Source organism: Sulfitobacter sp. M22, assembly GCF_021736025.1.
In the GTDB taxonomy this organism is placed as follows: Bacteria; Pseudomonadota; Alphaproteobacteria; order Rhodobacterales; family Rhodobacteraceae; genus Sulfitobacter; species Sulfitobacter litoralis.
In genome coordinates, this window is record NZ_WMEC01000001.1 from 2,191,613 (window position 1) to 2,216,774 (window position 25,162).

Genomic DNA, 25,162 nt, shown 5'->3' on the forward strand with positions numbered 1-25,162 from the left:
ATGCGGACGCGCAGCACCTAGCAGGTCTGACCTGCCGCGTGAAGCCAGCCTAAGAGCGCCGGCTACCCCAGCTGCCGGGCAAGTCGCTGCGCGCCGTGCGCGAAGGCGCTTTTACGTGGGAAAGCAACCAGTTGGGCCCCGCCATCAGCATGCTCAGCGTGGGGCTGCTGTTGACCTGCGCCTTGACCTTTTCGATCTGCATCACGTTTTCTATCCGGCGATCAAGGAAGGCCCATGTCTCTGCATGGCCTTCGCTGGTGTCACCCAACCAGAACAGCACGGTCGAGGAATAAACCGCGCTCAGCGTGGCGCGTTTGGTGTACCAGTTCACGTCTTCGGACGTGTCGCCCAATGCGTTCCATATGGCGTCGGCGGTACCCCAAACCAATTTGGCCCCCTCGGGGGCATATTGCGGTAGGGCAAATAGGGTTGTCCCACGACGTACCGCTTCCTTGTCTGTCGCAGCCTCAAGCCGGAAGTGGACCATGGCGGCGACCTTGGCCGAGAACTTCATCTGGCTCATGTCTTCGGACCTCATGCGGTCGATCATCTGCTGATCGCCGCGTTTGTGATAGGCAACGGCCAGATCAACGGCACCACGCGGACAAACGGCGCGGGCGACGGTCGGGTCCATGCCTGTGTCGCGGACAGCGGCCTTGAACGTTGCCTCTGACCAGCCGTCAAACGCGACATGGATCAATGCAGCATCCAGTAGTTGCTCTTTCGGGGTCTGGGATGTGTTCGTCATAGCGGCCTCCTCAAGGTGATTGGCTTTGCTCTAGACAATATAGGTTTCGGTTGCTATATGGCCAGTTCCTGCAAATCCTTGCAACTTCAAACTAGAAAGGTGGTGAAAACCACATGCAGGTTAGTGTTCGCGATAATAACGTCGATCAAGCGCTGCGCGCCCTGAAGAAGAAACTTCAGCGCGAGGGTGTGTTTCGTGAAATGAAGCTCAAGCAACATTTCGAGAAGCCTTCCGAGAAAAAAGCACGCGAGAAAGCCGAAGCGATCCGCCGTAGCCGCAAACTGGCACGGAAAAAATTGCAGCGCGAAGGTATGATGTAAATCATCCAAGCGACGCATATGGATATGAACCCCCGTTACCTTTCGGTGCCGGGGGTTTTCTTTTGTCCGCCTGCGCCTTTGTGGTGACGCACGGGTACGGTGGACAGTGCCCCGCTTCTGCGCCTATCGCGGAACGGCCACGACACAGGACAGACCATGACCCAGCCCACCTACCCCAGCGTTGCCCCGATACACCGACGGGCCGATCTGATCGTTCACCTCGTGGGCTTGGCCCTAATTCTGGGCGCGGGCGGCGCGCTGGTGGTGAAAACCGCCACGTCCCTGACCACGGGCGTGTCCATCGCGGTGACGGTTTATGTTCTGTGTGCGCTGGCCTCGAACCTTGCGTCCTGCGCCTACCACTTCGCGCCGTGGCATGACGCGCGCAAATTGATGCGGCGGATTGACCACGCTGCGATCTATCCCAGCATCGCGGGCACTTTCACACCGTTCTTTGTGCAGGCGGGGACCACATGGACGATCACGCTGCTTTGTGTGTCATGGGGGCTGGCGCTGGTGGCGATGTATAAAAAGATCACCGACCCGCAGGTGCAGGGCAAATGGTCTACCGCGTCATACCTGGGCCTTGGTGCCGTTGGTTTATGTGCCCTGCCGGACCTGACAGGCGTGCCGCTGGCGACGCTCTGGAGCATTCTGGCGGGTGCCTTTGCTTATGTGATCGGTGTCGGATTTTATGTGCGCCGTGCCATGCGCTTTCGTTATGCCATCTGGCACGCGTGGGTGAACATCGGCGGTATCGCGATGTTTGTGGGCATTTGGATGGCGCTTTTTCCGTCTGCGGGTTAACCGACCGGCAGTGCCGTGGTGTTGCACACGGTGCGCAACGCAAAGCTCGACTGCATCTGCCCCACACCCGGCAACCGCGCCAAATGCTGGCGGTGGATACGGGCGAAATCTTCGGTGTTCTCAGCCACGACCTTAAGCAGATAATCCGCGGCCCCTGCCATCAGATGACATTCCAACACATCAGGAATACGCGCGACCGCTTTTTCAAAGGCATCCAGCACCTCATCCGCCTGCCCCTGTAGCGTAATCTCGACAAACACCGTCGTGGGCACGCCCATCTTGCGCGGGTTCAGTAGGGCGACATAATCACGGATGTAGCCGTCAGTTTCCAGCCGCTGCACCCGCCGGTGACATGCCGAGGCCGACAGGTGTACCTTTTCCGACAGGTCGGAGTTCGAGATCCGCCCGTTGCGTTGTAAGGCGGTCAGGATGCGGCGATCAATGTCGTCAAGGTTCATGCTACACAATACTTTCGCGTGGAATGGCACAAATACAACGTTTTATTCGAACAGAGCAAGGGAGAGCGCAGCGTAAACCGTGCTTAATTGCGCAATCAGAGGCGTACCGTAATCCACATTCACCCTTTTAATAGGCCAAACAGTATGAAAATCGGTTGCCCGAAAGAAATCAAACCACAGGAATTTCGCGTCGGCATGACGCCGAACGCCGCCTACGAGGCGGTAACCAAAGGACATGAGGTCGTGATCGAAACCGGCGCGGGCGTTGGCGCGGGCTTTGATGACGCAGCATATACCGATGCTGGCGCGACAATCCTTGCCACTGCCCAAGAGGTTTTCGCCAGCGCCGACATGATCGTCAAGGTCAAGGAACCCCAAGCGGCAGAACGCAAGATGCTGCGCGAGGGGCAGATCCTGTTCACCTATCTGCACCTCGCCCCTGACCCCGAACAGACAAAGGATCTGCTGGCTTCTGGTGCGACCTGTATCGCCTATGAAACCGTTACCGACCGCAACGGCGGATTGCCCCTGCTGGCACCGATGTCCGAAGTCGCGGGCCGTTTGGCCCCGCAGGTAGGGGCATGGACGTTGCAAAAAGCCAATGGCGGACGCGGCGTCTTGCTGGGCGGCGTGCCCGGTGTTGGCCCCGCCCGCGTGATCGTGATCGGCGGTGGCGTTGTTGGCACCCATGCGGCCCGAATCGCTGCGGGTATGGGCGCCGATGTGACCGTGCTTGACCGGTCCTTGCCCCGCCTGCGCTATCTGGATGATATCTATGGCGGCGTGTTCAACACCTCCTATGCATCAGCGGGCAACACGATCGAACTGGCACGCGAGGCCGACATGATCATCGGTGCCGTTCTGATCCCCGGTGCCGCAGCACCCAAGCTGATCAGCCGCGCGCAACTGTCCGAGCTAAAGACCGGCGCAGCACTGGTGGACGTGGCCATTGACCAAGGCGGCTGCTTTGAAACTTCAAAGGCGACCACGCACCAGGATCCAGTGTACGAGGTCGATGGCATCATGCATTACTGCGTTGCCAACATGCCCGGCGCGGTCGCACGGACCTCTACCATCGCGCTTGGCAACGCCACGATGCCCTTCATGCTGACACTGGCCGATAAAGGCTGGAAGCAAGCCTGCGCCGACGATCCCCACCTCAAGGCGGGACTGAACGTGCACGCAGGCCAACTGACCTACGCCGCCGTGGCCGAAGCCCTTGGGCTAGAGGCGATCACAGCAGATCAAGCCATCGCTGGTTAAGCGCCCCGAAAACAAGGAAAGGCCCGCAGTGAACCTGCGGGCCTTTTGCGTTTCACCAGTCGAGCCGGACTTACTTCTTGGCAAGCTCGTCCCGGATTTGGAGCAGCACGTCCAACTGGCTCGGGCCTGTTACCACCTCGGGTGCCACATCGTCGGGGCGCTCTGCCAACGACTTGATCCGGTTGACAAATTTAACCAGCATAAAGACTACAAAGGCGATGATCAGGAAGTTGATGCAGGCGGTGATGAACGCGCCATAGGCAAAGATCGCAGCGCCGGTTTCGCGGGCCGCATCCAGACCGGCGTCGGCAGGCACATCGCCAGACAGCACGACATACATGCTGGTGAAATCAACGCCCCCAAGCACCAGACCGATGACAGGGTTGATCAGGTCGCTGACCAGCGAGCTCACAATCGCGGTGAATGCGGCACCGATGATGATACCCACCGCCAGATCCATCACATTGCCCTTGGCAATGAAATCCTTGAATTCTTGAAGCATATTCGTCCCTCGCAAGTTTAAAAGCCGTGTCTGTTACGTCGCACGACATACTGTAGATGCGTTAGCACAGGTTTTCGAACGCGCGAGGTCTTTTTGTCAGATCAGCACAGTTTTCCCATGCATGGAGGCGAAAAACGCGCGATCCGGTCGTGCGTCTGGCTATTCGGGTAGGTCGCCCGTCAGGACATAGCGCAGGATTTGAACGACTTGCGCGGGGTCTTCGGCAACGGCCATCGCCGCAGCGTCGACTTCTTTCAGCGCGTGCGCGTGATCAGCGCCATGCAGAATGACCAAAGATTTTCCCAAAGCCGCCGCATAGCCCGCATCAAAAGCCGCGTTCCACTGTTTGTACTGCTCGCCAAAGCGGACCACAACGACATCCGCTTCTTCGATGCCCTTGCGGGTGCGGATCGCATTGAGCTGCGCGCCCTTGCGGTCGTGCCAGAATTTGTTGGCCTCGGGCCCCAGAATAGCCACACCGCAGTCATCGCTGGCCGCGTGGTCGGTGACAGGGCCGGTGAACACGACATCCAGTTCAGCCGCGCCATCAATGATCTGATCGCGCCAATCGGTGTGGATTTCACCAGAGAGATATACATGCAACGTCATAACGCCTCCGTTCGCTTTAACCGCGCAGCACACCGCCGCTGGCTTTGGTGACTTTGTCGATCACCTTGGCACTCACAGCTTCGATATCCGCGTCTTTCAAGGTCTTGTCACTGGGTTGCATCCGCACGGTCAGCGCGAGCGATTTCTTCCCCTCGCCCAAAGCCCCGCCGATGAATTCGTCAAACACGCGCACATCGTCAATCAGGGCCTTGTCCGCCCCCATCGCTGCATTGACCAAGGTCAGCGCATCCACGTCCGCATCCACCACAAAGGCAAAGTCGCGTTCAACCGCCTGCAACGCACTGACGTTCAGCGCCGGACGGGTGGAACCCGCTTTGCGCGGCAAAGGCACTTCGGCCGGCCAGATGGTAAAGCCCATCGCGGGCCCTTTCATATCCATCGCCGCCAACACCCGCGGGTGAATTTCGCCAAAGACGCCAAGCACTTTTTTCGGGCCAAGGCAGATCTGCCCGTGACGCCCGGGGTGGAACCAGTCAGCGCCATTGCGGTTGATCTGCACCTTGGCGGGGGCACCGATGGCGGACAAGACCGCCTCGATATCCGCCTTGACGTCGAAGACATCGACCGGACGGGATGCGCCGTGCACATCTTTGGGGCCGGTGCTGCCGGTCAGCAGACCGCTGATCTGCAGATGCTGATCGCCGGGCTCCCCTCCGGTGAAGACGGGGCCGACCTCGAACAGCGCCATGTCAGGGAAGCCCCGCGCCTGATTGCGGGCCGCAGCCTGAAGCAAGGCAGGCAACAGCGAGGGGCGCATATGGCTCATGTCGGCGCTGATCGGGTTTTCCAGACGGGTGTCATCGGTGCCGCCGCCAAACAGCGCGGCGGATGGCTGATCGATAAAGCTGTAGGACACACATTCGTTATAGCCCAAGGCGGCGCAGGCACGGCGTGCGATGGCCTCGCGACGCTGCATGGGCGACAGGACAGGCTTGGGCACGCCGGCGGTCAAACGCGGCAAGGGGCGCCCTTCAAGCTTGGTCAGCGAGGCAATCCGCGCGACTTCCTCGACCAGATCGGCCTCGCCCTGCACATCGGGGCGCCAGCTTGGCACATGGGCCATGTCGCCTTCAAGACGGAAGCCAAGCGCAGTCAGCGTCTTGCGCTGCTCGCTTTCCGAGATGGTCATCCCCACCAACGACTGCACGCGCGCCGCGTCCAGCTTGTAGGCGCGAGAATAGTCCGGTACCTTGCCCGCGACGACAACTTCGGACGCCTCACCGCCTGCGATGTCCAGGATCATCTGGGTCGCATGTTCGATGGCATAGGGTGTCCATTCGGGGTCGATCCCCCGTTCAAAGCGATAGCGCGCGTCCGAGTTGATCTTGAGCGCGCGGCCCGTGTAGGCGGTGCGGACCGGATCGAAATAGGCCGCTTCGACAAAGACATTCACCGTGTCCATCGAACAGCCGCTTTCCGCGCCGCCCATCACCCCCGCGATGCTTTCAACCTTTTCGGCGTCCGAAATCAGGGTCATGCCTTCGCTGAAGGTATATTCCTTGTCGTCCAGCCCCATCAGGGTCTCGCCGCCCTTGGCGCGGTGGATGCGCAGGCTGTTGCCCGCGACCTTATCCGCGTCGAACACGTGCAAAGGACGGTTGCGGTCATAGGTGAAGAAGTTCGTCACATCGACGAGGAACGAGATCGGGCGCAGGCCAATAGCGCGCAGCTTGTCCTGCAACCACGCCGGCGACGGGCCGTTTTTGACGCCTCGGATCACACGACCGTAGAAAACCGGACATTGGTCCAGCGTGTCTTCGTCGATCGAAACAGAGATCGGGCACGGGAACTGCCCCTCGACCGCGGGCACATCGCGCTGTTTCAGCGTGCCCAGACCACGGGCTGCCAGATCACGCGCGATCCCGCGCACACCCAAGGCATCGGGTCGGTTGGGGGTAATCGCGATCTCGATCACGGGGTCAACCTTGGCGGGGTCGTTTTCCGCCAGCCAGTCGATGAAACGGTCGCCGACATTGCCCGAGGGCAGTTCAATGATACCGTCATGTTCTTCGGACAGCTCAAGCTCGCGCTCTGACGCCATCATGCCAAAGCTTTCGACGCCACGGATCTTGCCGACGCCGATGGTGGTATCAATGCCCGGCACATAGACGCCCGGCTTTGCCACCACCACAGTGATGCCCTGACGCGCGTTCGGCGCACCGCAGATGATCTGCTGCACGCCTTCGTCGGTATCCACCTGACAGATCTGCAAACGATCCGCGTCGGGGTGCTTTTCCGCCGACTGCACGTAGCCCAGCGTAAAATCCGCCAGCTTTGCGCCGCGATCCTCGACGCCTTCGACCTCGAGCCCCAGATCGGTCAGCGCATAGGTGATTTCATCGATCGACGCGGTGGTGTCGAGATGTTCCTTCAGCCAGGACAGTGTGAATTTCATGGCGGTGATCCTCATGCAATGCTTGCGCTAGGGCGTAGCGTTTAATCGGCGCGGTTTCAATGCGGTGCGGCTGCGTTTTGCGCCTAGCCCGGTGTTTTGGGCATCAACCCGTCCAGCTGGTAGCCAAGCCATCCGGTCGGGATGAAATGTCCGCCGGTATGGATGTCCAGCGTCACGCTGCGGTCGCCGGCGCAATTGTCCCAGGTGAAATGCGCGAACTCTACCCCCGGGGCGAGGGTCAGCGCGCCGTCCAGCCGGCCCTTGCCACAGCGGAACGCCTTGCGCCAGAGGGCGACAACATTGGTGGTGTCATGTTCGGGCCCGCGCGGCAGGCTCATCCACAGATCGTTCAGCCCGTGCACATGGCGGACCTGACGCGGCGGGTTGGCGCAGGTGCTGGCCTGTTTGATGGTGCCCGACATGGTCATCAGCCCCGCGATCCGGTCGCCGCGCGCGCAGGCATAGCGCCACGCCATCGCCGCGCCAAAGCTGAACCCCGAGATATAGATCTGGCTTTGATTCACCGGATAGCGTTTCGCCACATCCGCGAGCACCGCATCAGCAAAGGCGATATCCGCAGGGTCATCCTGCCAGAACCGCCACGCCCGATGCTGCGCCGACGGGGCCACCAGCATCACGCCACGCGGCTTTGTTTCAGACCCGATGCGCGGATGGTTGATCACGGTACGCCCACGCCGCAGGAAAGCGTGGAAATGCATCATGACAGGTAGAGGCGTCACGCCGTCCCAGTCGTCGGGCATCAGGATGCTGTAGCTGCGGTCACCGACCTTGCAGACCGTATCGCCGCCGCAGGGCGGGAGGGACTGGGCGGTGGCGGGAGAGGCGATGAGCAGGCTGAAGCAGAATAGGAGTATTAGATATTTCACCAGTACAGCTCACGGATAGAATGGAACATTTTGGAACCCTTACCACTGTCTAATCTAGTCACATATGCCCCCTATAGACAGCGGTGTGATTAGGCTACTAATCTAGCAGTCTCTGAAGCGATCTAGGAATATCAGCTATTTGAAGGCACCGAAGTTTTCAAAGAACAGCCCCCAAAACACGGTAACTATTAGTACGAAAGTCAAAAGGTACACCCCTCTCTGGATGTACCGAAACAACCATTCGCGATAAAATAGCTCCCCAAATACCGCGTTCTGATAGACATGTTGAGCAGCGTCGTGTTTGGGGTTAGCGCGCTTTCGGACGAACTTCAAAAAATCAGTTGTACCGTAGTGGTTCTGGCATCGAATACATAGCAGCGCCAAAAACAAATAGGCCGTCAGCTCGATAGCGAGCACCAACCTATAACCCTCCGCTTCACCGTTAATCGCGAATAGAATCCCTGTAACAGCAATCATCATCGAAATATGAGCGAGTACGACACCAGCTTTAGTTTCTAACGTGGATATCCAGCGCTCGCCGTTCTGAACCTGCCCATCCATAGTCATTTGACCACCTAGTGGAGCGGCTCTGCGCTGGACAATTTTTCTTTCCGCAGCATTGATTCTATACGGACGGAATAGAGCCAATACATGCTCAAATCTCACCTACTCAAACCACCATGCAAATTCGGCTGATCCAAACTCGCAAAACCATAGTGCCTCAGCCAGCGCAGGTCTGAATCAAAGAATGCCCGCAGATCGGGGATGCCGTATTTCAGCATCGCGATGCGGTCGATGCCCATGCCGAAGGCAAAACCCTGCCAGTCGTTCGGGTCGATCCCGCCTGCTTGCAGCACCTTCGGGTGGACCATGCCGGAGCCCAGCACCTCCATCCAGCCGTCGCCTTCGCCGATGCGCAGCTGGCCGTCGACCCAGGAACACTGGATATCGACCTCTGCCGACGGCTCGGTGAAGGGGAAATGCGAGGCGCGGAAGCGGGTCTTGATGCCCTCGACCTCGAAGAAGGCGCTAAAGAATTCCTCAAGCGTCCATTTCAGGTTCGCCATAGAGATGTCTTTGTCGATCGCCAGACCTTCGACCTGATGAAACATCGGTGTGTGGGTCTGGTCATAGTCGGCACGGTACACGCCACCGGGGCAGATGATGCGCAGGGGCGCGCCTTCGGCCTCCATCGTGCGAATCTGCACGGGGCTGGTGTGGGTGCGCAGCACGTGGGGCGGACGGTCGTCGCCCTCGGCACGGGCCATATAAAACGTATCCATCTCGGCACGCGCGGGGTGGTGGCCGGGGATGTTCAGCGCGTCGAAGTTATACCAATCGGTGTCGATGCGCGGCCCTTCGGCGACGGAAAACCCCAGCTCGGCAAAGATCGCGGTCACTTCTTCGGTCACTTGGCTAACGGGGTGGATCGTGCCCTGACGCGTCGCCCGCGTGGGCAGTGTCACGTCCAGCCATTCGCTGCGCAGGCGTTCATCAAGTGCGGCATCGCCAAGCGCCGCTTTCTTGGCGGCGATGGCCGATATGATCTCGTCCTTGAGCGCATTTAGCGCTGGCCCGACCGTCTGGCGTTCTTCGGGCGTCATCTTGCCCAGTTCGCGCATTTTCAGGGCGACTTCGCCCTTTTTACCCACGGCGGTCAGACGGATGTCCTCCAACGCGGCTTCGTCGGCGGCACCAGCGATCTGGCCCAGATATTTCGCTTTCAGGTCGTCCATATCGGCCTCATGTCTTTTGCTCGGGCTGGTGCTAGCAGAATTGGGCCCGAATACAAGCGGCAGGGCTATTTGATGCGGGTCTTGTGATGCCGAAACTGCGGGCACATAGTGCGGCAAACCACCAAAAGGGAGCAGAGCGTGGCAGAGATTTCACAACCCATAGGTAGCCCGACGCTTCCCCGACCTGTCACACGGCCCTGGCTGGCGCTGCTTGGCCTGACGCTGGGGGTGACCGTCACCAACGGGTTTGCACGCTTTGCCTACGGACTGATCCTGCCAGCGATGAAGACCGAGCTGGACTGGACCTATGCGCAAGCGGGCTGGCTGAACACGGCGAATGCGCTTGGCTATATCATTGGCGCAGTGCTGACGTTGCTGCTGATCGGGCGCATCGCGCCGGCGCGGCTGTTCGGCTTTGGCATGGTCGCAACCACGCTGACCCTGCTGGCCACGGGATACGAGGCGACGATGGGCTGGCAAACTTTCTGGCGGTTCGCGGCAGGGGTATTCGGGGCGATGTCATTCTCTACTGCTGGCGTGCTAACCGCGCGGCTGTTTCCCGGCGACGCGCGGCGCAATGCGCTGGCGATCGCGATCCTGTTCGGCGCGGGTGGCGGTATCGGGATCATGCTCGCAGGCGCGTCCCTGCCCCTGATGATAGAGCTCTGGGGCACCGGATCATGGCGCTATGGCTGGTATATCATCGGCGCGATCAGCGTGGCCTGCCTGCCCCTGTCCCTATGGGCTGCGGCGCGGCTGTCGGTCCCTGCGCAACGCAACACGGCAGTGGGTGGCATCAAGCTACGCCTGATCTGGAAAGAGCTGGCAGGCTATATCGGCTTTGCTATGGGGTATATCGTGTATCTGACATTCCTGTCGGCATGGATGACCGACCAGCAGGCGCCAGCGCTGCTGATCTCGGCGGTGTGGATCATCATGGGGGTGGCCCTGATCGCCTCGCCTTTTGTGTGGCGCGGCGTGTTGGCGCGGCACGCCTCGGGCAAGCCCTTGGCGATGATCCTGACCGGTATCGCAGTCGGGTCGGCGCTGCCGCTGGTCCTGCCCGCGGGCGGGGCCGTGGTGATTTCGGCGATCGTTTTCGGGCTGTGTGTGTTCATGGCCCCAAGCGCGATCACCAGCTTTATCCGCCAGAACCTGCCCGCCGAAAGCTGGGCCGCCGCGATGAGCCTGTTCACCGTTGTCTTCGCCGTTGCACAGACCGCAGGCCCTTTTGCCGCCGGCGCCTTGGGGGATCTGACCGGCAACATCGGATCGAGCCTGCTGGTCGCCGCTGCGATCCTGCTGATGGGGGCGGCTGTCGTTGCCTTTCAAAAGCCCCTGACGGCGCAAGACCCCGCTTAAACGAAAAACGCCGCCCCGGTGTCAGGGCGGCATTCTAAAACTCTGGATCGTCAAAGGGCGCTTATGCGGCCAATGCGTCTTGTGCTTGCTTTACGATGGCACCGAATGCTTCGGGCTCGTTGACTGCCAGGTCGGACAGAACCTTCCGGTCCACTTCGATACCAGCCAAGGACAGACCGTTGATGAAGCGGCTGTATGTCAGTGCTTCGTCGTGGCTGCGCACAGCGGCGTTGATCCGCTGGATCCACAATGCGCGGAAGTTCCGCTTGCGGTTCTTACGGTCACGCGTGGCGTATTGGTTGGCTTTGTCGACCGCCTGACGGGCGACCTTAAAGGTGTTCTTGCGACGGCCGTAGTAACCTTTGGCTGCCTTGATTACCTTTTTTGTGACGGGCGTGGGTGACCACACCACCTTTTGTACGGGACATATCGGCTCTCCTATCTTAGCGGTCGTAGGGCATAAAGCCCTTGATGATCTTGGCGTCGGGAGCAGACAAAGCTGTTGTCCCACGCGCGTCACGGATAAATTTCTTAGACCGTTTGATCATACCATGCTGTTTGCCAGCCTGACCGCCGATGACCTTGCCGGTCGCCGAGATCTTAAAGCGCTTTTTTGCACTCGATTTCGTCTTCATCTTGGGCATTTCCGTCTCCTTAACTTGAGTTCGGTAAGTGCGCGACTCGGCATGCCACGAAGGCCGGACGCGCGGAACGAAGCTGGCGTATAGGAGGGACCGCCCCTCAAAGCAAGGGCAAAAGCGCGAAACGCGGGCGGTTACCAGAACTTATAGCGCGCAACGACATGCAGGACGGAGGTGGGGATATCTTCCAGCGCATAGCCACCCGGATGGGTGTTAATCGCATAGACAATCATCCCGCCCGCGATCAGCACCGTCAACGCCGACGCCCGCGGCGCACGGCCATCAGAGAAGGCCGACACGACAGAGGGGATAGAAAGCACAGCAAGGGCAAGACCAATCACCAAAATCAGATCAGTATCCATAGTCTTTGCCCCTGCTCGATATATTTTTATTGCCTGACCAGAGGTTATTCCGGATCGGTATTAAAAATCAATCGTTCGTCGCAAGGGGCAACGCGCAGGATATTGGTGCTGCCCTCGACGTTAAAGGGTACGCCTGCAGTGACCACGATCATGTCTTCCGGTCCGGCATATCCTTCGTCACGGGCGACCCGTGCAGCGCTGACCACAGCCATCTTGAACCGCTCCAGCGTGCCGGTCTGCACGCAGTTGACACCCCAGGTCAGCGCCAGACGACGTGCGGTCCTGACCAATGGCGTTAGCGCAATGATCGGCACCCGTGGCCGTTCGCGCGCTGTCAGCAGTGCGGTGGTGCCGCTTTGCGTGAAGCAGCAGATCGCCTTGATGTTCGCGGTTTCCGCAATCTCGCGGGCAGCGGCAACGATACCGTCAGCCACTGTCATGCGATCCACCTTGCGCGACGATTCAATGATCTGCGTATAGGTCGGGTCCTGCTCTACCTCGGTGGCGACGTTGTCCATCGTGCGCACCGCCTCGACCGGATAGGCACCGGCAGCAGATTCCGCCGACAACATCACGGCATCCGCGCCTTCATAGATCGCGGTCGCCACGTCCGACACCTCGGCCCGAGTGGGGATCGGGCTTTCGATCATCGATTCCAGCATCTGCGTCGCCACGATCACCGGCTTTGCCGCCGCACGGCATTTGCGCACCAGTCGTTTCTGGATCGGCGGTACGTTCTGCACTGGCAGCTCAACCCCCAGATCACCGCGCGCGACCATGATACCGTCGCTCACCGCCAGGATGTCCTCGAACCGGTCCACCGCCGACGGCTTTTCGATCTTGCTGAGCAATGCGGCACGGCCATTGGCCAGTTCGCGCGCCTCGGTCACATCTTCGGGGCGCTGCACAAAGCTTAGCGCCAGCCAGTCGACCCCCAACTCGCACACGAATTCCAGATCGGCGCGGTCTTTTTCCGACAGGGCGGCAAGCGGCAGCACCACATCCGGCACGTTCACGCCCTTGCGGTTAGAGATCACGCCGCCGATCATCACTTCGCACTCAGCGAAATCGGGGCCGCATTCCTTGACCTTCAGACGGATCTTGCCGTCATTGACCAACAGCGATGCGCCCGGTTCAAGCGCCTGGAAAATCTCGGGGTGCGGCAGGCACACGCGGCGGGCGTTGCCCTCTGCCTCGTCCAGATCCAGCCGGAACGACGCGCCCTCGACCAGCAATTCGCTGTCCCCCGAAAAGACACCCACACGCAGCTTTGGCCCCTGAAGATCCGCGAGAATACCGATCGTGGATCCTGTTTCTTCTTCGATCTGGCGGATGATCTGGTGCTTGATCCGGATTTCGTCATGGCTGCCGTGGCTCATGTTCAACCGGAACACATCCGCGCCCGCGTGAAACAGTGCCGATATCGTCTCGTGCGTGTCCGAGGCCGGACCCAAGGTGGCAACTACTTTGACATTCCGCGTGCGTTTCATACTGGTGACGTCCCTTTTCATCTGCGGGCTTTGGCAGCCCCTGCGCTTATTGCCACGGGTTTAACACGCGCGGCGGTCAGAGTGGATAGTAAATAAGTTAGCGTTAACATTTAGCAAGGCTGGCCCATACCGTCTATGCCCCCTTCAGTGTTACAGCACCATGACGATTGCAAGCAGACCACAAGACACGCAGCCAGGCGCCCGCCTTGAACCCACACCGACCAACCCATAACTTTACGGTACCGACACCGAGGAGAGCATAATGCCCACACAACAGGAAATCGAACTGCAGGCTGCGGCGTTCCGCCGACTGCAACAGCATCTGATGCAAGACCGCACGGATGTTCAAAACATCGACATGATGAACTTAGCCGGCTTTTGCCGCAATTGCCTGTCGCGCTGGTATCAAGAGGCCGCAAACGAACGCGGCATCGACATGGGCAAGGAAGAAGCGCGTGAATTGTTTTACGGCATGACCATGGACGCATGGAAAGCCGGCTATCAGACCGACGCGAAAGACACGCAGAAAGAAGCGTTCAAAGTTGCGTTTGAGCAGAACGTGGAAAAGAGCTGACCGCACGCGGCCAGCCCCTTGGCAAGGCGAGTTACACCGCCGCCTTGCGCATTTCTTCCAGATAGATCTCGCGCAGACGCGGCGCGACCTTGCCTGGTGTTCCATCGCCCAAGGCCACGCCGTCGATCTCGACCACTGGCATGACAAAGGCGCTGGCTGATGTGGTAAACGCCTCATCCGCCTGCTGCGCTTCGTGGATGGTAAAGTTACGCTCTTCCACGACCATCTGCGCCTCTTTGGCAAACCGCAGAACCGCAGCGCGGGTGATACCGTGCAAAATCTCGTTGCTCAGGGCGCGGGTGATGATCTTGTTGCCCATGACGATATAGGCGTTGTTGCTGGTGCCTTCGGTGACAAACCCGTCCTCGACCATCCACGCATCGTCACAGCCCGCTTTCTTGGCCATCATTTTGCCCATCGACGGATACAAAAGTTGAACCGTCTTGATGTCGCGGCGGCCCCAGCGGATGTCCTCGATGCTGATGACCTTGGCCCCCTTCTTGGCGGCGGGGCTATCGGCCATGCCAGGCTTGGATTGGGTGAACAACACGATCGTAGGCTCGGTTGTGTCGGGATCGGGGAAGGCAAAGTCTCGATCCCCGTCCGACCCGCGCGTGATCTGCAAATAGATCAGCCCCTCGTCGATCTCGTTCACACGGACCAGCTCGCGATGCACCTCCAACAGATCCTCTTTCGAGATCGGGTTGCGCATCTGTAGCTCGTTCAACGACCGGCTGAGCCGGATGGCATGGCCGTCAAAGTCGATCAGCTTGCCGTCCAGCACGCTGGTGACCTCATAGACCCCGTCCGCCATCAGAAACCCGCGATCAAAGATCGAAACCTTGGCTTCGGTCTCGGGCAGGTATTCGCCGTTCACATATACAGTCCGCATGTCTTATCCCCAAAGCTTGGCCGCAGGCGGGTGCACCCCGGCGGCGTCAAATGTCAAAGCGTCCGCGCGGTCTTCGGCCAGAAGCAGCGGGCCGTCAAGGTCCACCACCTTGGCCCCCTGCGCCACCAAGGTCGCCGGTGCCATTGCCAGCGAAGACCCGACCATGCAGCCGACCATCACCTCAAAGCCCTGTGCGACAGCGGCATCGCGCAGCGCCAGCGCCTCCGTCAGGCCGCCGGTTTTGTCCAGCTTGATATTGACCACATCGTATTTGCCCTTCAGCGCAGCAAGGCTCGCACGGTCATGACAGCTTTCATCCGCACAGACCGGCACCGGCCGATCCATCCCGATCAGCGCATCATCATCGCCTGCAGGCAAAGGCTGCTCCACCAATGACACACCCAGCCGCACCAGATGCGGGGCAAGATCGGCGTAAACCTCTGCCGACCAGCCCTCATTCGCATCGATGATGATCTGCGCATCGGGGGCACCGGCGCGCACAGCCTCAAGACGGGGCATATCGTCCGGCGTACCAAGCTTGATCTTCAACAACGGACGATGCGCATGCAATGCAGCCTGTTCGCGCATTTTGTCGGGGCTATCCAACGACAGGGTAAAGGCCGTGACCTCGGGCTCCGGCTGGGCCAGCCCCGCCAGTTCCCACACACGTTTGCCCGCTTGCTTGGCCTGCAAATCCCACAAGGCACAGTCCACCGCATTGCGCGCAGCCCCGGCGGGCAGCAGATCGTACAGCGCCTCGCGGGTCAGGGACCCGCTTAACGCTTCGATCTCTGTCGTGACCGATTCCAACGTCTCGCCATAACGGGCGTAGGGCACACATTCGCCCCATCCCGTCACGCCGGCTTCGGTGATCCGAACCGTGAGCACCTGCGCCTCGGTCCGCGATCCACGCGAAATGGTAAAGACCTGCGCCAGCCGAAAGACATCCCGGCTTACCTCAATACGCATATCCGCTCCTTCATTTTGCCACTTAAACTCTCCCCGAAGGGCCGATCAGAGGGCTGCCAAAGCATCCGCCAGTTTCGCGGCACCTTGCCGGAACGGGTCCACGGCTGGCAAGCCCAGGCGTTGCTCAACCTCGGCGAGGTACGCGTCTGCCTCTGCTTCCGACAGATGCTGCGTATTGATCGAGATGCCGACCACCTGACAGCCTGCGTTGGCGACCTTTGCCAGCGTCAGTGCCACGTCGCGCACCTCTTCCAGCGTGGGCAGCGTGTAGTCGGGCAGACCGCGCATGGTCTTGCGGGTTGGCTCGTGGCACAGGATCAGGGCATCGGGTTGGCCGCCGTGGATCAGCGCCATGGTGACGCCGGAATAGGACACGTGGAACAGGCTGCCCTGCCCTTCGATGATATCCCAGTGATCGTCGTCATTGTCAGGCGTCAGATACTCGATCGAGCCGGCCATGAAATCCGCGATCACGGCGTCCAACGGCACGCCTTCGCCGGTGATCAGAATACCGGTCTGGCCCGTCGCGCGGAAGCTGCATTTCAGCCCCTTTTCCTTCATCGCCGCGTCCAATGCCAGCGCGGTATACATCTTGCCGACAGAACAATCGGTGCCGACTGCCAGCACCCGCTTGCCGGTGCGTTTGACACCGTTCGCGATGGGATATTGCACCGACGGGATGCGCACATCATGCAAGGTGCGGCCGTGTTTCTCGGCGGCGGCAACCAGTTCTGGTTCGTTGCGCAGCAGGTTGTGCAGGCCGGATGCCAGATCAAAGCCAGCCTCCAGCGCTTCGACCAGCACGGCGCGCCATGTGGCGCTGATGGTGCCACCGCGGTTTGCGACACCGATGACCAACGTCTTTGCGCCCGCTTCTTTCGCCTGCGCTAGGGTCATATCGGTCAGGCCCAGATCCGCCTTACACCCGTCCAGCCGCAATTGGCCGACAGCATTATCGGGACGCCAGTCCTTGATGCCTTGCGCTACTTTAGCAGCAAGATGATCTGGCGCGTCGCCCAGGAAAAGAAGGTATGGTGTTTTGATCATGATCACATGCTCCTGTAATTTGGCTTTGGCTCAGTTTCGCAGCCTTTCGGCGCGATAAGGTTGCAAATGAATGGCCGACGCAAGAGAGACCGGAGAATATTTGCAAAGATCCGCCCATCTGCGCAAGAATTGTGCATAGAAATTTAGCGCCCGATGCTGCAGCTGCGAGATCACTCTTGCAGGGCGCAGCGCAATTTAATACCACCCAAGGCAATCAAGTCGTAACTTTATTACTCAAGGAGTTCGCATATGAGCTTTCGCATCCAGCCCACAGCCCCTGCACGCCCCAACCGTTGCCAATTGTTCGGCCCGGGTTCGCGCCCGGCAATCTTCGAGAAAATGGCAAGCTCTGACGCAGATGTCATCAACCTGGATTTGGAAGACAGCGTTGCCCCCTCGGACAAAGACAGCGCCCGCGCCAATATCATCAAAGCGATCAGCGACGTAGACTGGGGCGACAAGACGTTGTCCGTACGGATCAACGGCCTGGACACACCTTATTGGTACCGTGATGTCGTCGACCTGCTGGAACAGGCGGGCGAGCGTCTGGACCAGATCATGATCCCCAAGGTCGGCTGCGCCGCTGACGTCTATACTGTCGACGCGCTGGTCACGGCAATTGAAACCGCCAAAGGCCGAAGCAAGAAGATTTCGTTCGAGGTCATCATCGAATCGGCGGCGGGAATTGCCCATGTTGAAGAAATTGCGGCTGCCAGCCCGCGCTTGCAAGCGATGAGCCTTGGCGCGGCCGACTTTGCCGCCTCTATGGGGATGCAGACCACCGGCATCGGCGGCACGCAAGAAAACTACTACATGCTGCGCGACGGGACCAAGCATTGGTCTGATCCGTGGCATTGGGCGCAGACAGCCATCGTCGCCGCTTGCCGGACCCATGGCGTGCTGCCGGTCGATGGTCCGTTCGGTGATTTCTCGGACGACGAAGGCTACCGCGCGCAGGCGCGCCGGTCGGCAACTTTGGGCATGGTCGGCAAATGGGCCATTCACCCCAAGCAGATCGCCGTCGCGAACGAGGTGTTCACCCCCTCTGACGAGGCCGTCGCTGAAGCCCGCGAGATTCTAGCCGCGATGGAAACAGCCAAGGCCAACGGCGAAGGTGCGACCGTCTACAAGGGTCGTCTGGTCGATATCGCCAGCATCAAACAGGCCGAGGTCATCGTGCGCCAGTCCGAGATGATCGCCTCGCGCTAACCCCGCAATACGACACAGCGGCGCGGACCTTGCCCCTGCGCCGCTGTTGCCCCCGCCCGTAGCGAAGCGGGCTTGGCATACCCTGCGGCTTGGGGCATCAAGGCGGCATGTCCATTGATGTCCTTTCCGCGCTCGCGCTTTTCGCCCTCATCACCTCTATCACGCCGGGGCCGAACAACCTGATGCTGATGGCGTCCGGGGCGAATTTCGGCTTCGCGCGCACAGTGCCGCATATGCTGGGGATTACCCTTGGCTTTATGGTCATGCTGCTGCTTGTCGGCTTTGGACTGATCCGCGTGTTCGACGCATTTCCCATCATATATACCGTGCTCAAGCTGCTGAGCCTGATCTATCTGATCTACCTTGCCTATAAGATTGCCACCGCCGCGCCGGTACAAAGCGCAGACCCGAACGCCAAACCGCTGAGCTTTCTGCAGGCGGCGGGGTTTCAATGGGTCAACCCCAAGGCCTGGGCCTTCGGTCTGAGCGTGATCACGATCTACGTGCCCTCTGCCGGCATATTGCCGCTGGTGATCACGGCGCTTGTCGTGGCGGTGATGGCGCTGCCTTCGGTAACGCTTTGGACCCTTCTTGGCGGGCAGATGGCCCGTTTTCTGACGAATCCCCGACGTTTGCGGGTGTTTAACGTGACCATGGCCGCGCTGCTTGTGGCATCGCTGTTGCCTGCCCTTTGGCCGGCCAGCTGACAGGTCACGTTGCAAAGACCGCAAATCAACGCCATATAGCCCTGAACAAAGCGCGGAGCAGGTGATGACACAGTATCTGGATTTCGAAAAACCACTGGCCGAAGTTGAAGGCAAAGCGGAAGAACTGCGCGCACTGGCGCGGACCTCTGAAGGGATGGACGTCAGCGCCGAAGCCAAGACGTTGGACGAAAAAGCCCATCAAATGCTGGACGATCTGTACAAGTCCTTGACGCCGTGGCGCAAATGTCAGGTGGCACGTCACCCCGACCGCCCCCATTGCAAAGACTATATCGAAGCCCTGTTCACCGAATTCACGCCGCTGGCGGGCGACCGGAACTTTGCCGATGATCTGGCTGTCATGGGCGGTCTGGCGCGGTTCAATGATACACCTGTCGTCGTGATCGGCCACGAAAAGGGCAACGACACCAAATCCCGCATCGAACGCAATTTCGGCATGGCCCGCCCCGAAGGCTACCGCAAGGCTGTGCGCCTGATGGAGCTGGCGGATAAATTCGGCCTGCCCGTGATCACGCTGGTCGACACCCCCGGTGCCTACCCTGGTAAAGGGGCCGAAGAGCGCGGCCAGTCCGAAGCCATCGCCCGTGCGACTGAAAAATGTCTGCAAGTCGGCGTGCCGCTTGTGTCGGTCATCATCGGCGAAGGCGGATCGGGCGGGGCTGTGGCCTTTGCCACGGCGAACCGTGTCGCCATGCTGGAACATTCCGTCTATTCCGTGATCTCGCCCGAGGGCTGCGCGTCGATCTTGTGGAAAGACGCCGAAAAGATGCGCGAAGCCGCCGAAGCGTTGCGCCTGACAGCGCAAGATTTGAAACAGCTCGGCGTGAACGATCGCATCATCCCCGAACCCCGCGGCGGCGCGCATCGTGACCCCAAAGCCGCCATCGCATCGGTACGCAGCGCGATTGCCGCGATGCTGGATGACCTGTCAGGCAAAGACGCCAAGGCGCTGGTCGCGGATCGCCGCCAAAAGTTCCTTGGCCTCGGGGCCAAAGGGCTGGCGGCGTAATTCTACGCCGCCCCGCAGGGCCCTAGGACACCAGCATCCGCAAGCCTTGCGTCACATCCGTACGCACCGCCAGACGCAGACCGGGTTCATCCCCGGCGCGCAGGGCTGCGATAATCAGCTTGTGAAAATGCGGCGGCTCTGTCCGTCGCAACCGCCCATAGAGCGCACGCATCGTCGGGCCCATCTGTAGCCAGACAGTCTCTGCCATCGCGAGCATCGCAGGTGCCTGCGCCCGCAGATACAACGTGCGGTGAAATTCGAGGTTTGTACGGATATAATTCACGGCGTCGCGATTGTTCACCGCGTCGGAAATGGCATTGTTGATCGCCTGCATCCGGTCAATCAACGCAAGGTGGGCACGGGGCAAAGCACGACTGGCGAGCTCTACCTCGATCAGCGCCCGTAGCGCGGCCAATTCTTCGATGCGTTCGTTGCTCAGCTCGGGTGTGGAAATCCGGCCCGACGCCGACATGGTCAGCGCCCCCTCTGCCGCCAACCGGCGCACGGCTTCGCGCGCGGGGGTCATCGACACCTCGTATTCCTTGCCAATCCCCCTCAGGGTCAACGCCTGCCCCGGTGGCAGATCCCCGTACATGATACGGGTCCGCAACTGCCGGTACACGCGGTCATGCGCCAATGGATGCGCATCAAGAGGACGAGGGTTCAGGTTCATATCGTCGTTGTGATCACGAATCGCCGGTGCGTCAATGTGGTAAACGCGCCGAGGTGCTGCGCTACGCAGTAAACTTGAACCGGTGCAGGTCGCTGCCATGCCTGCGCAACCAGCCACGCGCCTCCTGATAGGGTCCGTAAATCCGTTCGACCTCGGCCCAGAAGGCGGGCGAATGATTCATCTGCGCCAGATGCGCGACCTCGTGCGCGGCAACATAATCAAGCACGTCGGGCGGGGTCAGGATCAACCGCCACGAAAACATCAACCCCCCGTCAGAGGTGCAGGACCCCCACCGCGACCGCGTATCGCGCAGCGTCAGCTTGGCATAAGGACGCCCCAGCAACGCACTATAGTCGTCACAGGCCCCCGTCAGCCGGTCGCGCGCAAGCTCCTTTAGATGGGCAGCCAGCCGCACGGGCACGCGATCCGCGGGTCCGGGGACACAGATCGTATCGGCCCCCAGAACCACCCGCCTGCCCTGTCCCGCCTCGACCCGAAGCATCCGCCCGCCCAAGGGAAATTCTGCTCCGATGCCCACCACGACATCTTCACCGCGCGCGTCGAGATGCTGCCGAATCCAGGCCTCCTTCTCGCGTGCAAAGGCGATTCCCTCGGCTTCCTTCAGACGTTTTGGCATCGTCAGCGTCACCCGCCCGTCCAGCTGCGATATCCGCAGCGATATGCGCCGCGCCCGTGCAGAGCGGCGCAGGATCAGCGGGATAGGTGGGTTTCCGGGCAGGACAGGATCAGGCATTTCAGGGTTCCGGGTCGCGATGAGGTGGCGATTGCCTTTGACAGTGCGTATCTCATATGGCACTTGGCCTGAATCATCTATACGCAACAACACTTTCAAAAAGGGGTCTTCGATGCCCAATGAAGAATGGGGAACCAAGCGCCTGTGCCCCACAACGGGCAAACGGTTCTACGACCTGAACAAAGATCCGATCATCAGCCCATACTCCGGCGAAGTGGTCGAGGTTGATAACTCCAAATCCCGCATGATCGCCGCAGACGCCGAAGATGCCGTCACTGCCAAATCCAAGAAAGGCAACTCTGATGATGAAGAGTCGCTGGTGGATGATGACGACGTAGACGTAGATCTGGACGACGACATTCTGGACGATGATGACGACGATGAGGATACTGTTCCTCTCGAAGAAATCGCGGACGTTGCCTCCGAAGACGACGATTAATTGAATTTTGCGATGGCGGGATAGATTTTCCTCTTGATCCCGCCCTCGCGACCGCCTATTCAGCGGCGCATCGGCCTTACACGGTTGATACACTTCCCGGATCTTTGATCCACGATGGGGCCTTAGCTCAGCTGGGAGAGCGCCTGCATGGCATGCAGGAGGTCAGCGGTTCGATCCCGCTAGGCTCCACCATTCACTCACCAAAAATCCAGCATAAACGTTTCGCACCACGCGAGGCTGACTGACGCGCGCCCGCAAGGTGTTACATGTGCTGCGCATCTTTAGCGCGGCTCGACGCTGACAAAGATTTCTGCTCCGGCACTAGACGACCGGTCTAATAGCTCCTATCTCCCTCCTATGACAGAGCAAAAGAAATCAGATCAAACGCGGAAGAAAATTCTGACCGCCGGACGATCGCTCATCAGCAAGCACGGGTTCGGTGCCGTCGGGCTGGCGCGTATTCTGAAGGAAAGCGACGTTCCCAAGGGGTCGTTCTACTACTATTTTCCGTCCAAGGATGCCTTTGGTCAGGCATTATTGCATGATTATGTCGCCGACTATCTGGCCCGCATCGATACGCTGTGCAGCGGGGCGGGGTCTGCGCATGACAAGCTTACGGCCTTTTGGTCAGCATGGCTGGCGCATGCGGATTCCGAAGGGATCGCCAACCAGTGCCTTGTGGTCAAGTTGGGTGCCGAGGTCGCTGATTTGTCTGATGAGATGCGCCGTATTCTGAATGACGGCGTGGCAGAACTTGTGACCCGTATCGCCGACCTGCTGGTTGCCGGAGCGAAAGACGGCTCCGTCCCGCCGATCAGTGACCCACGTGCGACCGCGCAGACGCTTTATGCCAAGTTCCTAGGGGCCGCGATCCTGTCAAAACTCTCGCAGGATCAAATCCCGCTACAGCAGGCTTTGTCACAAACCACCGATTTTCTAGCCATACGATAAACACAAGAAAGCGAGACACCTATGAAAGCAGCAGTCCACAACAGCTTTGGCGAACCCATCGACGTCATTGAAGGCACTGAAATCGACACCCCCACCGCAGGCGCGGGCGAGGTTCTGGTCAAGATGACGCTGTCCCCGATCCACAACCACGACCTTTGGACAATCCGCGGCAACTACGGTTACAAGCCCGAGCTTCCCGGTGCGATTGGCGGGAGCGAAGCGCTTGGCACGGTAGAGGCCGTTGGCGAGGGCGTTGACGAAGCGATGATCGGCCAGCGCGTGTCGATTGCGGGCGTGCATGGCACATGGGCTGACTACTTTGTTGCCCCCGCCACTGGCGTTCTTCCCCTGCCCGACGCGATCTCTGATGTCGCCGGTGCGCAGTTGATCGCCATGCCGTTCAGCGCGATTTCCCTACTGGAAACGCTGAAGGCAAAGAAGGGCGACTGGATCGTCCAGACCGCAGCAAACGGGGCCGTGGGCAAGATCATGACCACGCTCGCCAAAAGCCGCGGCATCAACCTGCTGAACCTCGTGCGGCGCGAAGACGCTGTGACAGAGCTGACGGATCTGGGCATCGACAATGTGCTGTCGACCTCGGAAGCGGGCTGGCAGGATAAAGCGCGCGAAATCATTGGCGAAAAAGGTGCCGCATCCGCGATCGATTCCGTGGGGGGTGATATCTCTGCTGATCTGGTCGATCTGCTGGGACTGGACGGCGAGCTTGTCGTTTTCGGGACAGCCACCGGTGCGCCGATGCCGCTGAACTCGGGTGCGCTGATCATGAAGCACATCACGGTAAAAGGCTTCTGGGGTTCCCGCGTGAGCGGCGAGATGGACCCCGAAGAGCGCAAGCGCCTGATCACAGAGCTGGTGACGCTGGTCGCCAAAGGCGAGCTGGTGCTGGAAGATGGCGGGCAGTTCGGGTTGGACGATCTGTCTGGGGCACTGAAAGCGTCGCTGACACCGGGTCGCTCTGGTAAGGTGATGATCCGCGGCTAAACGCAGCTGCACCGAAAACAAAGACGCGGCCCGCCCCCTGATCATGCGTCAGTGGGCGGGCCGTTTTCGTATCGCAAGCCCATCTTGGGCCGCGATCTTTAGAACGGCAGCCCTGTATAATTTTCGGCCAGATCCCGCCGCGCCGTTTCGCTTTGTGCCAGATGGGCAAGCGACGCCCGACGCATCTGCGGCGCAAAGCTGTCTTCGCCCTCGAACTGGTGCAGCATGGTCGTCATCTGCCAGCTGAACCGCATCGCCTTCCAAATCCGCGCCAGCGCATGTTCGGAATAGCCATCAATGCCGCGCTGATCCCCTCGCTTGAGCGCGGCAATCAATGCGTCGTGCAAATAGAAGACATCCGACACCGCAAGGTTCAGCCCCTTGGCGCCGGTCGGGGGGACGATATGCGCAGCGTCGCCCACCAGAAACAGATTGCCCCACCGCAACGGCTCGCTCACAAACGACCGTAGCGGCGCGATGGATTTTTCCATCGACGGACCGGTGATCAATGCGCTGGCCACGGACTGAGGCAGCCGTTGCTTCAGCGCCTCCCAAAAACGGTCATCGCTCCAGTCTGCGACGTTCTCTGAGGAGGCCACCTGAACGTAATACCGGCTCAGACTTTCGCTGCGCATAGATGCAAGGGCGAAGCCGTGTTCGGAACTGGCATAGATTAATTCGTCATTCACCGGCTTCGTACGCGACAAAACCCCCAGCCAGCCAAAGGGGTAAACGCGTTCGAATTCCTTGCGTTTGGCGGCGGGGATCGTCTTGCGGCTGACACCGTGGAATCCGTCACAGCCTGCGACGTAGGTGCAGCTGATCTCTTGCCGCTGGCCATCTTTGGAAAAGGACACCGTGGGCGCGTTGGTGTCTGCGCCGGCAATAACCACGTCCTCGACCTCGTGGATGATCGTCGCACCCATTCTGTCCTGCGCCTCGTATAGATCGCGGGTGACTTCGGTCTGGCCATAGACCATGACCTGTTTCCCGATCAGCTTTTGGAAATCGATATGCACCATCGAATCGTTGTCGGTCAGGTAGCAGCCCTTGTGCGGCAGACCTTGCTGATCCATCCGTGCGCCCACACCGGCGTGGCGCAGCAGGTTCGTCGTACCGTCTTCCAGCACACCGGCGCGGATTCGAGACAAAACATGGTCGCGGGTGGTCCGTTCAAGAACGACAGTGCTGACACCTGCATTATTCAGCAGTTGCGACAATAACAGACCAGATGGCCCGCCCCCGATAATGACGACTTGCGTTTTCATATTAAATTTTCCTGCCCGACTATCGGATTAACCTATTGTACGAAACGTG

At 59.9% G+C, this 25,162-nt stretch carries 28 protein-coding genes, 1 tRNA gene and 1 pseudogene; 12 read left to right on the forward strand and 18 right to left on the reverse strand.

Annotated elements, in window-relative coordinates:
- Positions 1-49 precede the first annotated feature (49 nt).
- Positions 50-748 carry a COQ9 family protein gene (locus tag GLP52_RS10760; protein ID WP_237272376.1) on the reverse strand — a complete coding sequence of 233 codons (699 nt, stop codon included), beginning with the start codon at positions 746-748 and terminating at the stop codon, positions 50-52.
- 113 nt (positions 749-861) lie between these two features.
- Here GLP52_RS10760 and rpsU point away from each other — a divergent pair, with 113 nt between their 5' ends.
- Both rpsU and trhA read left to right on the forward strand, forming a co-directional pair.
- A complete protein-coding gene (gene rpsU, locus GLP52_RS10765) occupies positions 862-1,068 on the forward strand; it encodes a 30S ribosomal protein S21 (RefSeq protein ID WP_005851231.1) in 207 nt (68 codons plus the stop codon).
- A 156-nt stretch (positions 1,069-1,224) separates the two neighbouring features.
- Positions 1,225-1,875, forward strand: coding sequence for a PAQR family membrane homeostasis protein TrhA (gene trhA / locus GLP52_RS10770; RefSeq protein WP_237272377.1), 651 nt, complete (start codon positions 1,225-1,227; stop codon positions 1,873-1,875).
- On the opposite strand, the gene GLP52_RS10775 is transcribed toward trhA, so the two are convergent.
- Positions 1,872-2,333 (reverse strand): Lrp/AsnC family transcriptional regulator, encoded by a 462-nt coding sequence (locus GLP52_RS10775; RefSeq protein WP_093731484.1) that lies wholly within the window; start codon positions 2,331-2,333, stop codon positions 1,872-1,874. The two genes, trhA and GLP52_RS10775, sit on opposite strands and share 4 nt — an antisense overlap.
- A 144-nt stretch (positions 2,334-2,477) precedes the next feature.
- Between GLP52_RS10775 and ald the strand changes: the two genes are divergently transcribed.
- Positions 2,478-3,596: an alanine dehydrogenase gene (ald, locus tag GLP52_RS10780; RefSeq protein ID WP_093731485.1), complete on the forward strand. Its 1,119-nt coding sequence runs from the start codon at positions 2,478-2,480 to the stop codon at positions 3,594-3,596.
- 70 nt (positions 3,597-3,666) lie between these two features.
- On the opposite strand, the gene mscL is transcribed toward ald, so the two are convergent.
- The 6 genes from mscL to pheS form a co-directional block, all read right to left on the reverse strand.
- Positions 3,667-4,098, reverse strand: a complete 432-nt coding sequence (gene mscL / locus GLP52_RS10785) for a large conductance mechanosensitive channel protein MscL (RefSeq protein ID WP_093731486.1) — start codon at positions 4,096-4,098, stop codon at positions 3,667-3,669.
- A gap of 159 nt (positions 4,099-4,257) precedes the next feature.
- Positions 4,258-4,707, reverse strand: a complete 450-nt coding sequence (locus GLP52_RS10790; RefSeq protein ID WP_093731487.1) for a YtoQ family protein — start codon at positions 4,705-4,707, stop codon at positions 4,258-4,260.
- A gap of 16 nt (positions 4,708-4,723) precedes the next feature.
- Complete coding sequence (gene pheT, locus GLP52_RS10795; protein ID WP_093731488.1) at positions 4,724-7,123, reverse strand: phenylalanine--tRNA ligase subunit beta; 2,400 nt, start codon at positions 7,121-7,123, stop codon at positions 4,724-4,726.
- 83 nt (positions 7,124-7,206) lie between these two features.
- A complete protein-coding gene (locus tag GLP52_RS10800) occupies positions 7,207-8,010 on the reverse strand; it encodes an alpha/beta hydrolase family esterase (protein ID WP_237272379.1) in 804 nt (267 codons plus the stop codon).
- A 135-nt stretch (positions 8,011-8,145) separates the two neighbouring features.
- Complete coding sequence (locus tag GLP52_RS10805) at positions 8,146-8,577, reverse strand: hypothetical protein (protein WP_237272380.1); 432 nt, start codon at positions 8,575-8,577, stop codon at positions 8,146-8,148.
- Between the two features lie 95 nt (positions 8,578-8,672).
- Positions 8,673-9,746: a phenylalanine--tRNA ligase subunit alpha gene (gene pheS / locus GLP52_RS10810; protein ID WP_237272381.1), complete on the reverse strand. Its 1,074-nt coding sequence runs from the start codon at positions 9,744-9,746 to the stop codon at positions 8,673-8,675.
- A 138-nt stretch (positions 9,747-9,884) separates the two neighbouring features.
- On the opposite strand from pheS, the gene GLP52_RS10815 reads away from it, so the two are divergent.
- Complete coding sequence (locus tag GLP52_RS10815; protein WP_237272382.1) at positions 9,885-11,108, forward strand: YbfB/YjiJ family MFS transporter; 1,224 nt, start codon at positions 9,885-9,887, stop codon at positions 11,106-11,108.
- Positions 11,109-11,169: 61 nt separating this feature from the next.
- On the opposite strand, the pseudogene rplT reads toward GLP52_RS10815, so the two are convergent.
- From rplT to pyk, 4 genes and pseudogenes are all read right to left on the reverse strand, one after another.
- A pseudogene (gene rplT / locus GLP52_RS10820) lies at positions 11,170-11,536 on the reverse strand (50S ribosomal protein L20).
- Positions 11,537-11,551: 15 nt separating this feature from the next.
- Complete coding sequence (rpmI, locus tag GLP52_RS10825; protein WP_093731493.1) at positions 11,552-11,752, reverse strand: 50S ribosomal protein L35; 201 nt, start codon at positions 11,750-11,752, stop codon at positions 11,552-11,554.
- A gap of 131 nt (positions 11,753-11,883) precedes the next feature.
- Positions 11,884-12,111: a hypothetical protein gene (locus tag GLP52_RS10830; RefSeq protein WP_093731494.1), complete on the reverse strand. Its 228-nt coding sequence runs from the start codon at positions 12,109-12,111 to the stop codon at positions 11,884-11,886.
- Positions 12,112-12,155: 44 nt separating this feature from the next.
- Positions 12,156-13,601, reverse strand: coding sequence for a pyruvate kinase (gene pyk / locus GLP52_RS10835; RefSeq protein WP_237272383.1), 1,446 nt, complete (start codon positions 13,599-13,601; stop codon positions 12,156-12,158).
- Between the two features lie 262 nt (positions 13,602-13,863).
- On the opposite strand from pyk, the gene GLP52_RS10840 reads away from it, so the two are divergent.
- Positions 13,864-14,175, forward strand: coding sequence for a DUF1244 domain-containing protein (locus GLP52_RS10840; RefSeq protein WP_237272384.1), 312 nt, complete (start codon positions 13,864-13,866; stop codon positions 14,173-14,175).
- Positions 14,176-14,206: 31 nt separating this feature from the next.
- On the opposite strand, the gene GLP52_RS10845 is transcribed toward GLP52_RS10840, so the two are convergent.
- From GLP52_RS10845 to dgcN, 3 genes are read right to left on the reverse strand one after another with little or no spacing between them, the layout of a single operon-like run.
- Positions 14,207-15,067 carry a D-amino-acid transaminase gene (locus GLP52_RS10845; protein ID WP_237272385.1) on the reverse strand — a complete coding sequence of 287 codons (861 nt, stop codon included), beginning with the start codon at positions 15,065-15,067 and terminating at the stop codon, positions 14,207-14,209.
- A 3-nt stretch (positions 15,068-15,070) separates the two neighbouring features.
- The gene (gene dgcA, locus GLP52_RS10850) at positions 15,071-16,036 is read right to left on the reverse strand and encodes an N-acetyl-D-Glu racemase DgcA (protein ID WP_237272386.1); all 966 of its coding nucleotides are present in this window, start codon (positions 16,034-16,036) and stop codon (positions 15,071-15,073) included.
- Positions 16,037-16,081: 45 nt separating this feature from the next.
- A complete protein-coding gene (gene dgcN / locus GLP52_RS10855) occupies positions 16,082-17,083 on the reverse strand; it encodes an N-acetyltransferase DgcN (protein WP_237272387.1) in 1,002 nt (333 codons plus the stop codon).
- 249 nt (positions 17,084-17,332) lie between these two features.
- Between dgcN and GLP52_RS10860 the strand changes: the two genes are divergently transcribed.
- The 3 genes from GLP52_RS10860 (at position 17,333) to GLP52_RS10870 (ending at position 20,026) form a co-directional block, all read left to right on the forward strand.
- Positions 17,333-18,292, forward strand: coding sequence for an L-malyl-CoA/beta-methylmalyl-CoA lyase (locus GLP52_RS10860; protein ID WP_237272388.1), 960 nt, complete (start codon positions 17,333-17,335; stop codon positions 18,290-18,292).
- Positions 18,293-18,399: 107 nt separating this feature from the next.
- Positions 18,400-18,999 (forward strand): LysE family translocator, encoded by a 600-nt coding sequence (locus GLP52_RS10865; protein ID WP_237272389.1) that lies wholly within the window; start codon positions 18,400-18,402, stop codon positions 18,997-18,999.
- Positions 19,000-19,063: 64 nt separating this feature from the next.
- The gene (locus GLP52_RS10870; RefSeq protein WP_093731502.1) at positions 19,064-20,026 is read left to right on the forward strand and encodes an acetyl-CoA carboxylase carboxyltransferase subunit alpha; all 963 of its coding nucleotides are present in this window, start codon (positions 19,064-19,066) and stop codon (positions 20,024-20,026) included.
- A gap of 22 nt (positions 20,027-20,048) precedes the next feature.
- Here the strand turns inward: GLP52_RS10870 and GLP52_RS10875 are convergent, their stop codons facing one another.
- The gene (locus tag GLP52_RS10875) at positions 20,049-20,699 is read right to left on the reverse strand and encodes a GntR family transcriptional regulator (RefSeq protein ID WP_093731503.1); all 651 of its coding nucleotides are present in this window, start codon (positions 20,697-20,699) and stop codon (positions 20,049-20,051) included.
- Positions 20,700-20,760: 61 nt separating this feature from the next.
- The gene (locus GLP52_RS10880; RefSeq protein ID WP_093731504.1) at positions 20,761-21,453 is read right to left on the reverse strand and encodes a M48 family metallopeptidase; all 693 of its coding nucleotides are present in this window, start codon (positions 21,451-21,453) and stop codon (positions 20,761-20,763) included.
- Between the two features lie 112 nt (positions 21,454-21,565).
- Here GLP52_RS10880 and GLP52_RS10885 point away from each other — a divergent pair, with 112 nt between their 5' ends.
- The 4 genes from GLP52_RS10885 (at position 21,566) to GLP52_RS10900 (ending at position 23,845) form a co-directional block, all read left to right on the forward strand.
- Positions 21,566-21,892 (forward strand): TIGR02300 family protein, encoded by a 327-nt coding sequence (locus tag GLP52_RS10885; protein ID WP_093731505.1) that lies wholly within the window; start codon positions 21,566-21,568, stop codon positions 21,890-21,892.
- Between the two features lie 116 nt (positions 21,893-22,008).
- Positions 22,009-22,084: transfer RNA gene (locus tag GLP52_RS10890), tRNA-Ala, on the forward strand.
- Positions 22,085-22,249: 165 nt separating this feature from the next.
- A complete protein-coding gene (locus GLP52_RS10895) occupies positions 22,250-22,843 on the forward strand; it encodes a TetR/AcrR family transcriptional regulator (protein WP_237272390.1) in 594 nt (197 codons plus the stop codon).
- A 21-nt stretch (positions 22,844-22,864) separates the two neighbouring features.
- On the forward strand, positions 22,865-23,845 hold the full coding sequence (locus tag GLP52_RS10900; protein WP_237272391.1) for a zinc-binding dehydrogenase: 981 nt from the start codon (positions 22,865-22,867) through the stop codon (positions 23,843-23,845).
- Between the two features lie 98 nt (positions 23,846-23,943).
- Here the strand turns inward: GLP52_RS10900 and pobA are convergent, their stop codons facing one another.
- Entirely contained in the window at positions 23,944-25,113 is a 1,170-nt protein-coding gene (gene pobA, locus GLP52_RS10905) for a 4-hydroxybenzoate 3-monooxygenase (protein ID WP_237272392.1), read from the reverse strand.
- Positions 25,114-25,162 lie beyond the last annotated feature (49 nt).

Bases quoted from the DNA above. Each gene is read 5' to 3' on its own strand.
- GLP52_RS10760 (WP_237272376.1), bottom strand. From the start codon at position 748: ATGACGAACACATCCCAGACCCCGAAAGAGCAACTACTGGATGCTGCA.
- rpsU (WP_005851231.1), top strand. From the start codon at position 862: ATGCAGGTTAGTGTTCGCGATAATAACGTCGATCAAGCGCTGCGCGCC.
- trhA (WP_237272377.1), top strand. From the start codon at position 1,225: ATGACCCAGCCCACCTACCCCAGCGTTGCCCCGATACACCGACGGGCC.
- GLP52_RS10775 (WP_093731484.1), bottom strand. From the start codon at position 2,333: ATGAACCTTGACGACATTGATCGCCGCATCCTGACCGCCTTACAACGC.
- ald (WP_093731485.1), top strand. From the start codon at position 2,478: ATGAAAATCGGTTGCCCGAAAGAAATCAAACCACAGGAATTTCGCGTC.
- mscL (WP_093731486.1), bottom strand. From the start codon at position 4,098: ATGCTTCAAGAATTCAAGGATTTCATTGCCAAGGGCAATGTGATGGAT.
- GLP52_RS10790 (WP_093731487.1), bottom strand. From the start codon at position 4,707: ATGACGTTGCATGTATATCTCTCTGGTGAAATCCACACCGATTGGCGC.
- pheT (WP_093731488.1), bottom strand. From the start codon at position 7,123: ATGAAATTCACACTGTCCTGGCTGAAGGAACATCTCGACACCACCGCG.
- GLP52_RS10805 (WP_237272380.1), bottom strand. From the start codon at position 8,577: ATGACTATGGATGGGCAGGTTCAGAACGGCGAGCGCTGGATATCCACG.
- pheS (WP_237272381.1), bottom strand. From the start codon at position 9,746: ATGGACGACCTGAAAGCGAAATATCTGGGCCAGATCGCTGGTGCCGCC.
- rpmI (WP_093731493.1), bottom strand. From the start codon at position 11,752: ATGCCCAAGATGAAGACGAAATCGAGTGCAAAAAAGCGCTTTAAGATC.
- GLP52_RS10830 (WP_093731494.1), bottom strand. From the start codon at position 12,111: ATGGATACTGATCTGATTTTGGTGATTGGTCTTGCCCTTGCTGTGCTT.
- pyk (WP_237272383.1), bottom strand. From the start codon at position 13,601: ATGAAACGCACGCGGAATGTCAAAGTAGTTGCCACCTTGGGTCCGGCC.
- GLP52_RS10840 (WP_237272384.1), top strand. From the start codon at position 13,864: ATGCCCACACAACAGGAAATCGAACTGCAGGCTGCGGCGTTCCGCCGA.
- GLP52_RS10845 (WP_237272385.1), bottom strand. From the start codon at position 15,067: ATGCGGACTGTATATGTGAACGGCGAATACCTGCCCGAGACCGAAGCC.
- dgcA (WP_237272386.1), bottom strand. From the start codon at position 16,036: ATGCGTATTGAGGTAAGCCGGGATGTCTTTCGGCTGGCGCAGGTCTTT.
- dgcN (WP_237272387.1), bottom strand. From the start codon at position 17,083: ATGATCAAAACACCATACCTTCTTTTCCTGGGCGACGCGCCAGATCAT.
- GLP52_RS10860 (WP_237272388.1), top strand. From the start codon at position 17,333: ATGAGCTTTCGCATCCAGCCCACAGCCCCTGCACGCCCCAACCGTTGC.
- GLP52_RS10865 (WP_237272389.1), top strand. From the start codon at position 18,400: ATGTCCATTGATGTCCTTTCCGCGCTCGCGCTTTTCGCCCTCATCACC.
- GLP52_RS10870 (WP_093731502.1), top strand. From the start codon at position 19,064: ATGACACAGTATCTGGATTTCGAAAAACCACTGGCCGAAGTTGAAGGC.
- GLP52_RS10875 (WP_093731503.1), bottom strand. From the start codon at position 20,699: ATGAACCTGAACCCTCGTCCTCTTGATGCGCATCCATTGGCGCATGAC.
- GLP52_RS10880 (WP_093731504.1), bottom strand. From the start codon at position 21,453: ATGCCTGATCCTGTCCTGCCCGGAAACCCACCTATCCCGCTGATCCTG.
- GLP52_RS10885 (WP_093731505.1), top strand. From the start codon at position 21,566: ATGCCCAATGAAGAATGGGGAACCAAGCGCCTGTGCCCCACAACGGGC.
- GLP52_RS10895 (WP_237272390.1), top strand. From the start codon at position 22,250: ATGACAGAGCAAAAGAAATCAGATCAAACGCGGAAGAAAATTCTGACC.
- GLP52_RS10900 (WP_237272391.1), top strand. From the start codon at position 22,865: ATGAAAGCAGCAGTCCACAACAGCTTTGGCGAACCCATCGACGTCATT.
- pobA (WP_237272392.1), bottom strand. From the start codon at position 25,113: ATGAAAACGCAAGTCGTCATTATCGGGGGCGGGCCATCTGGTCTGTTA.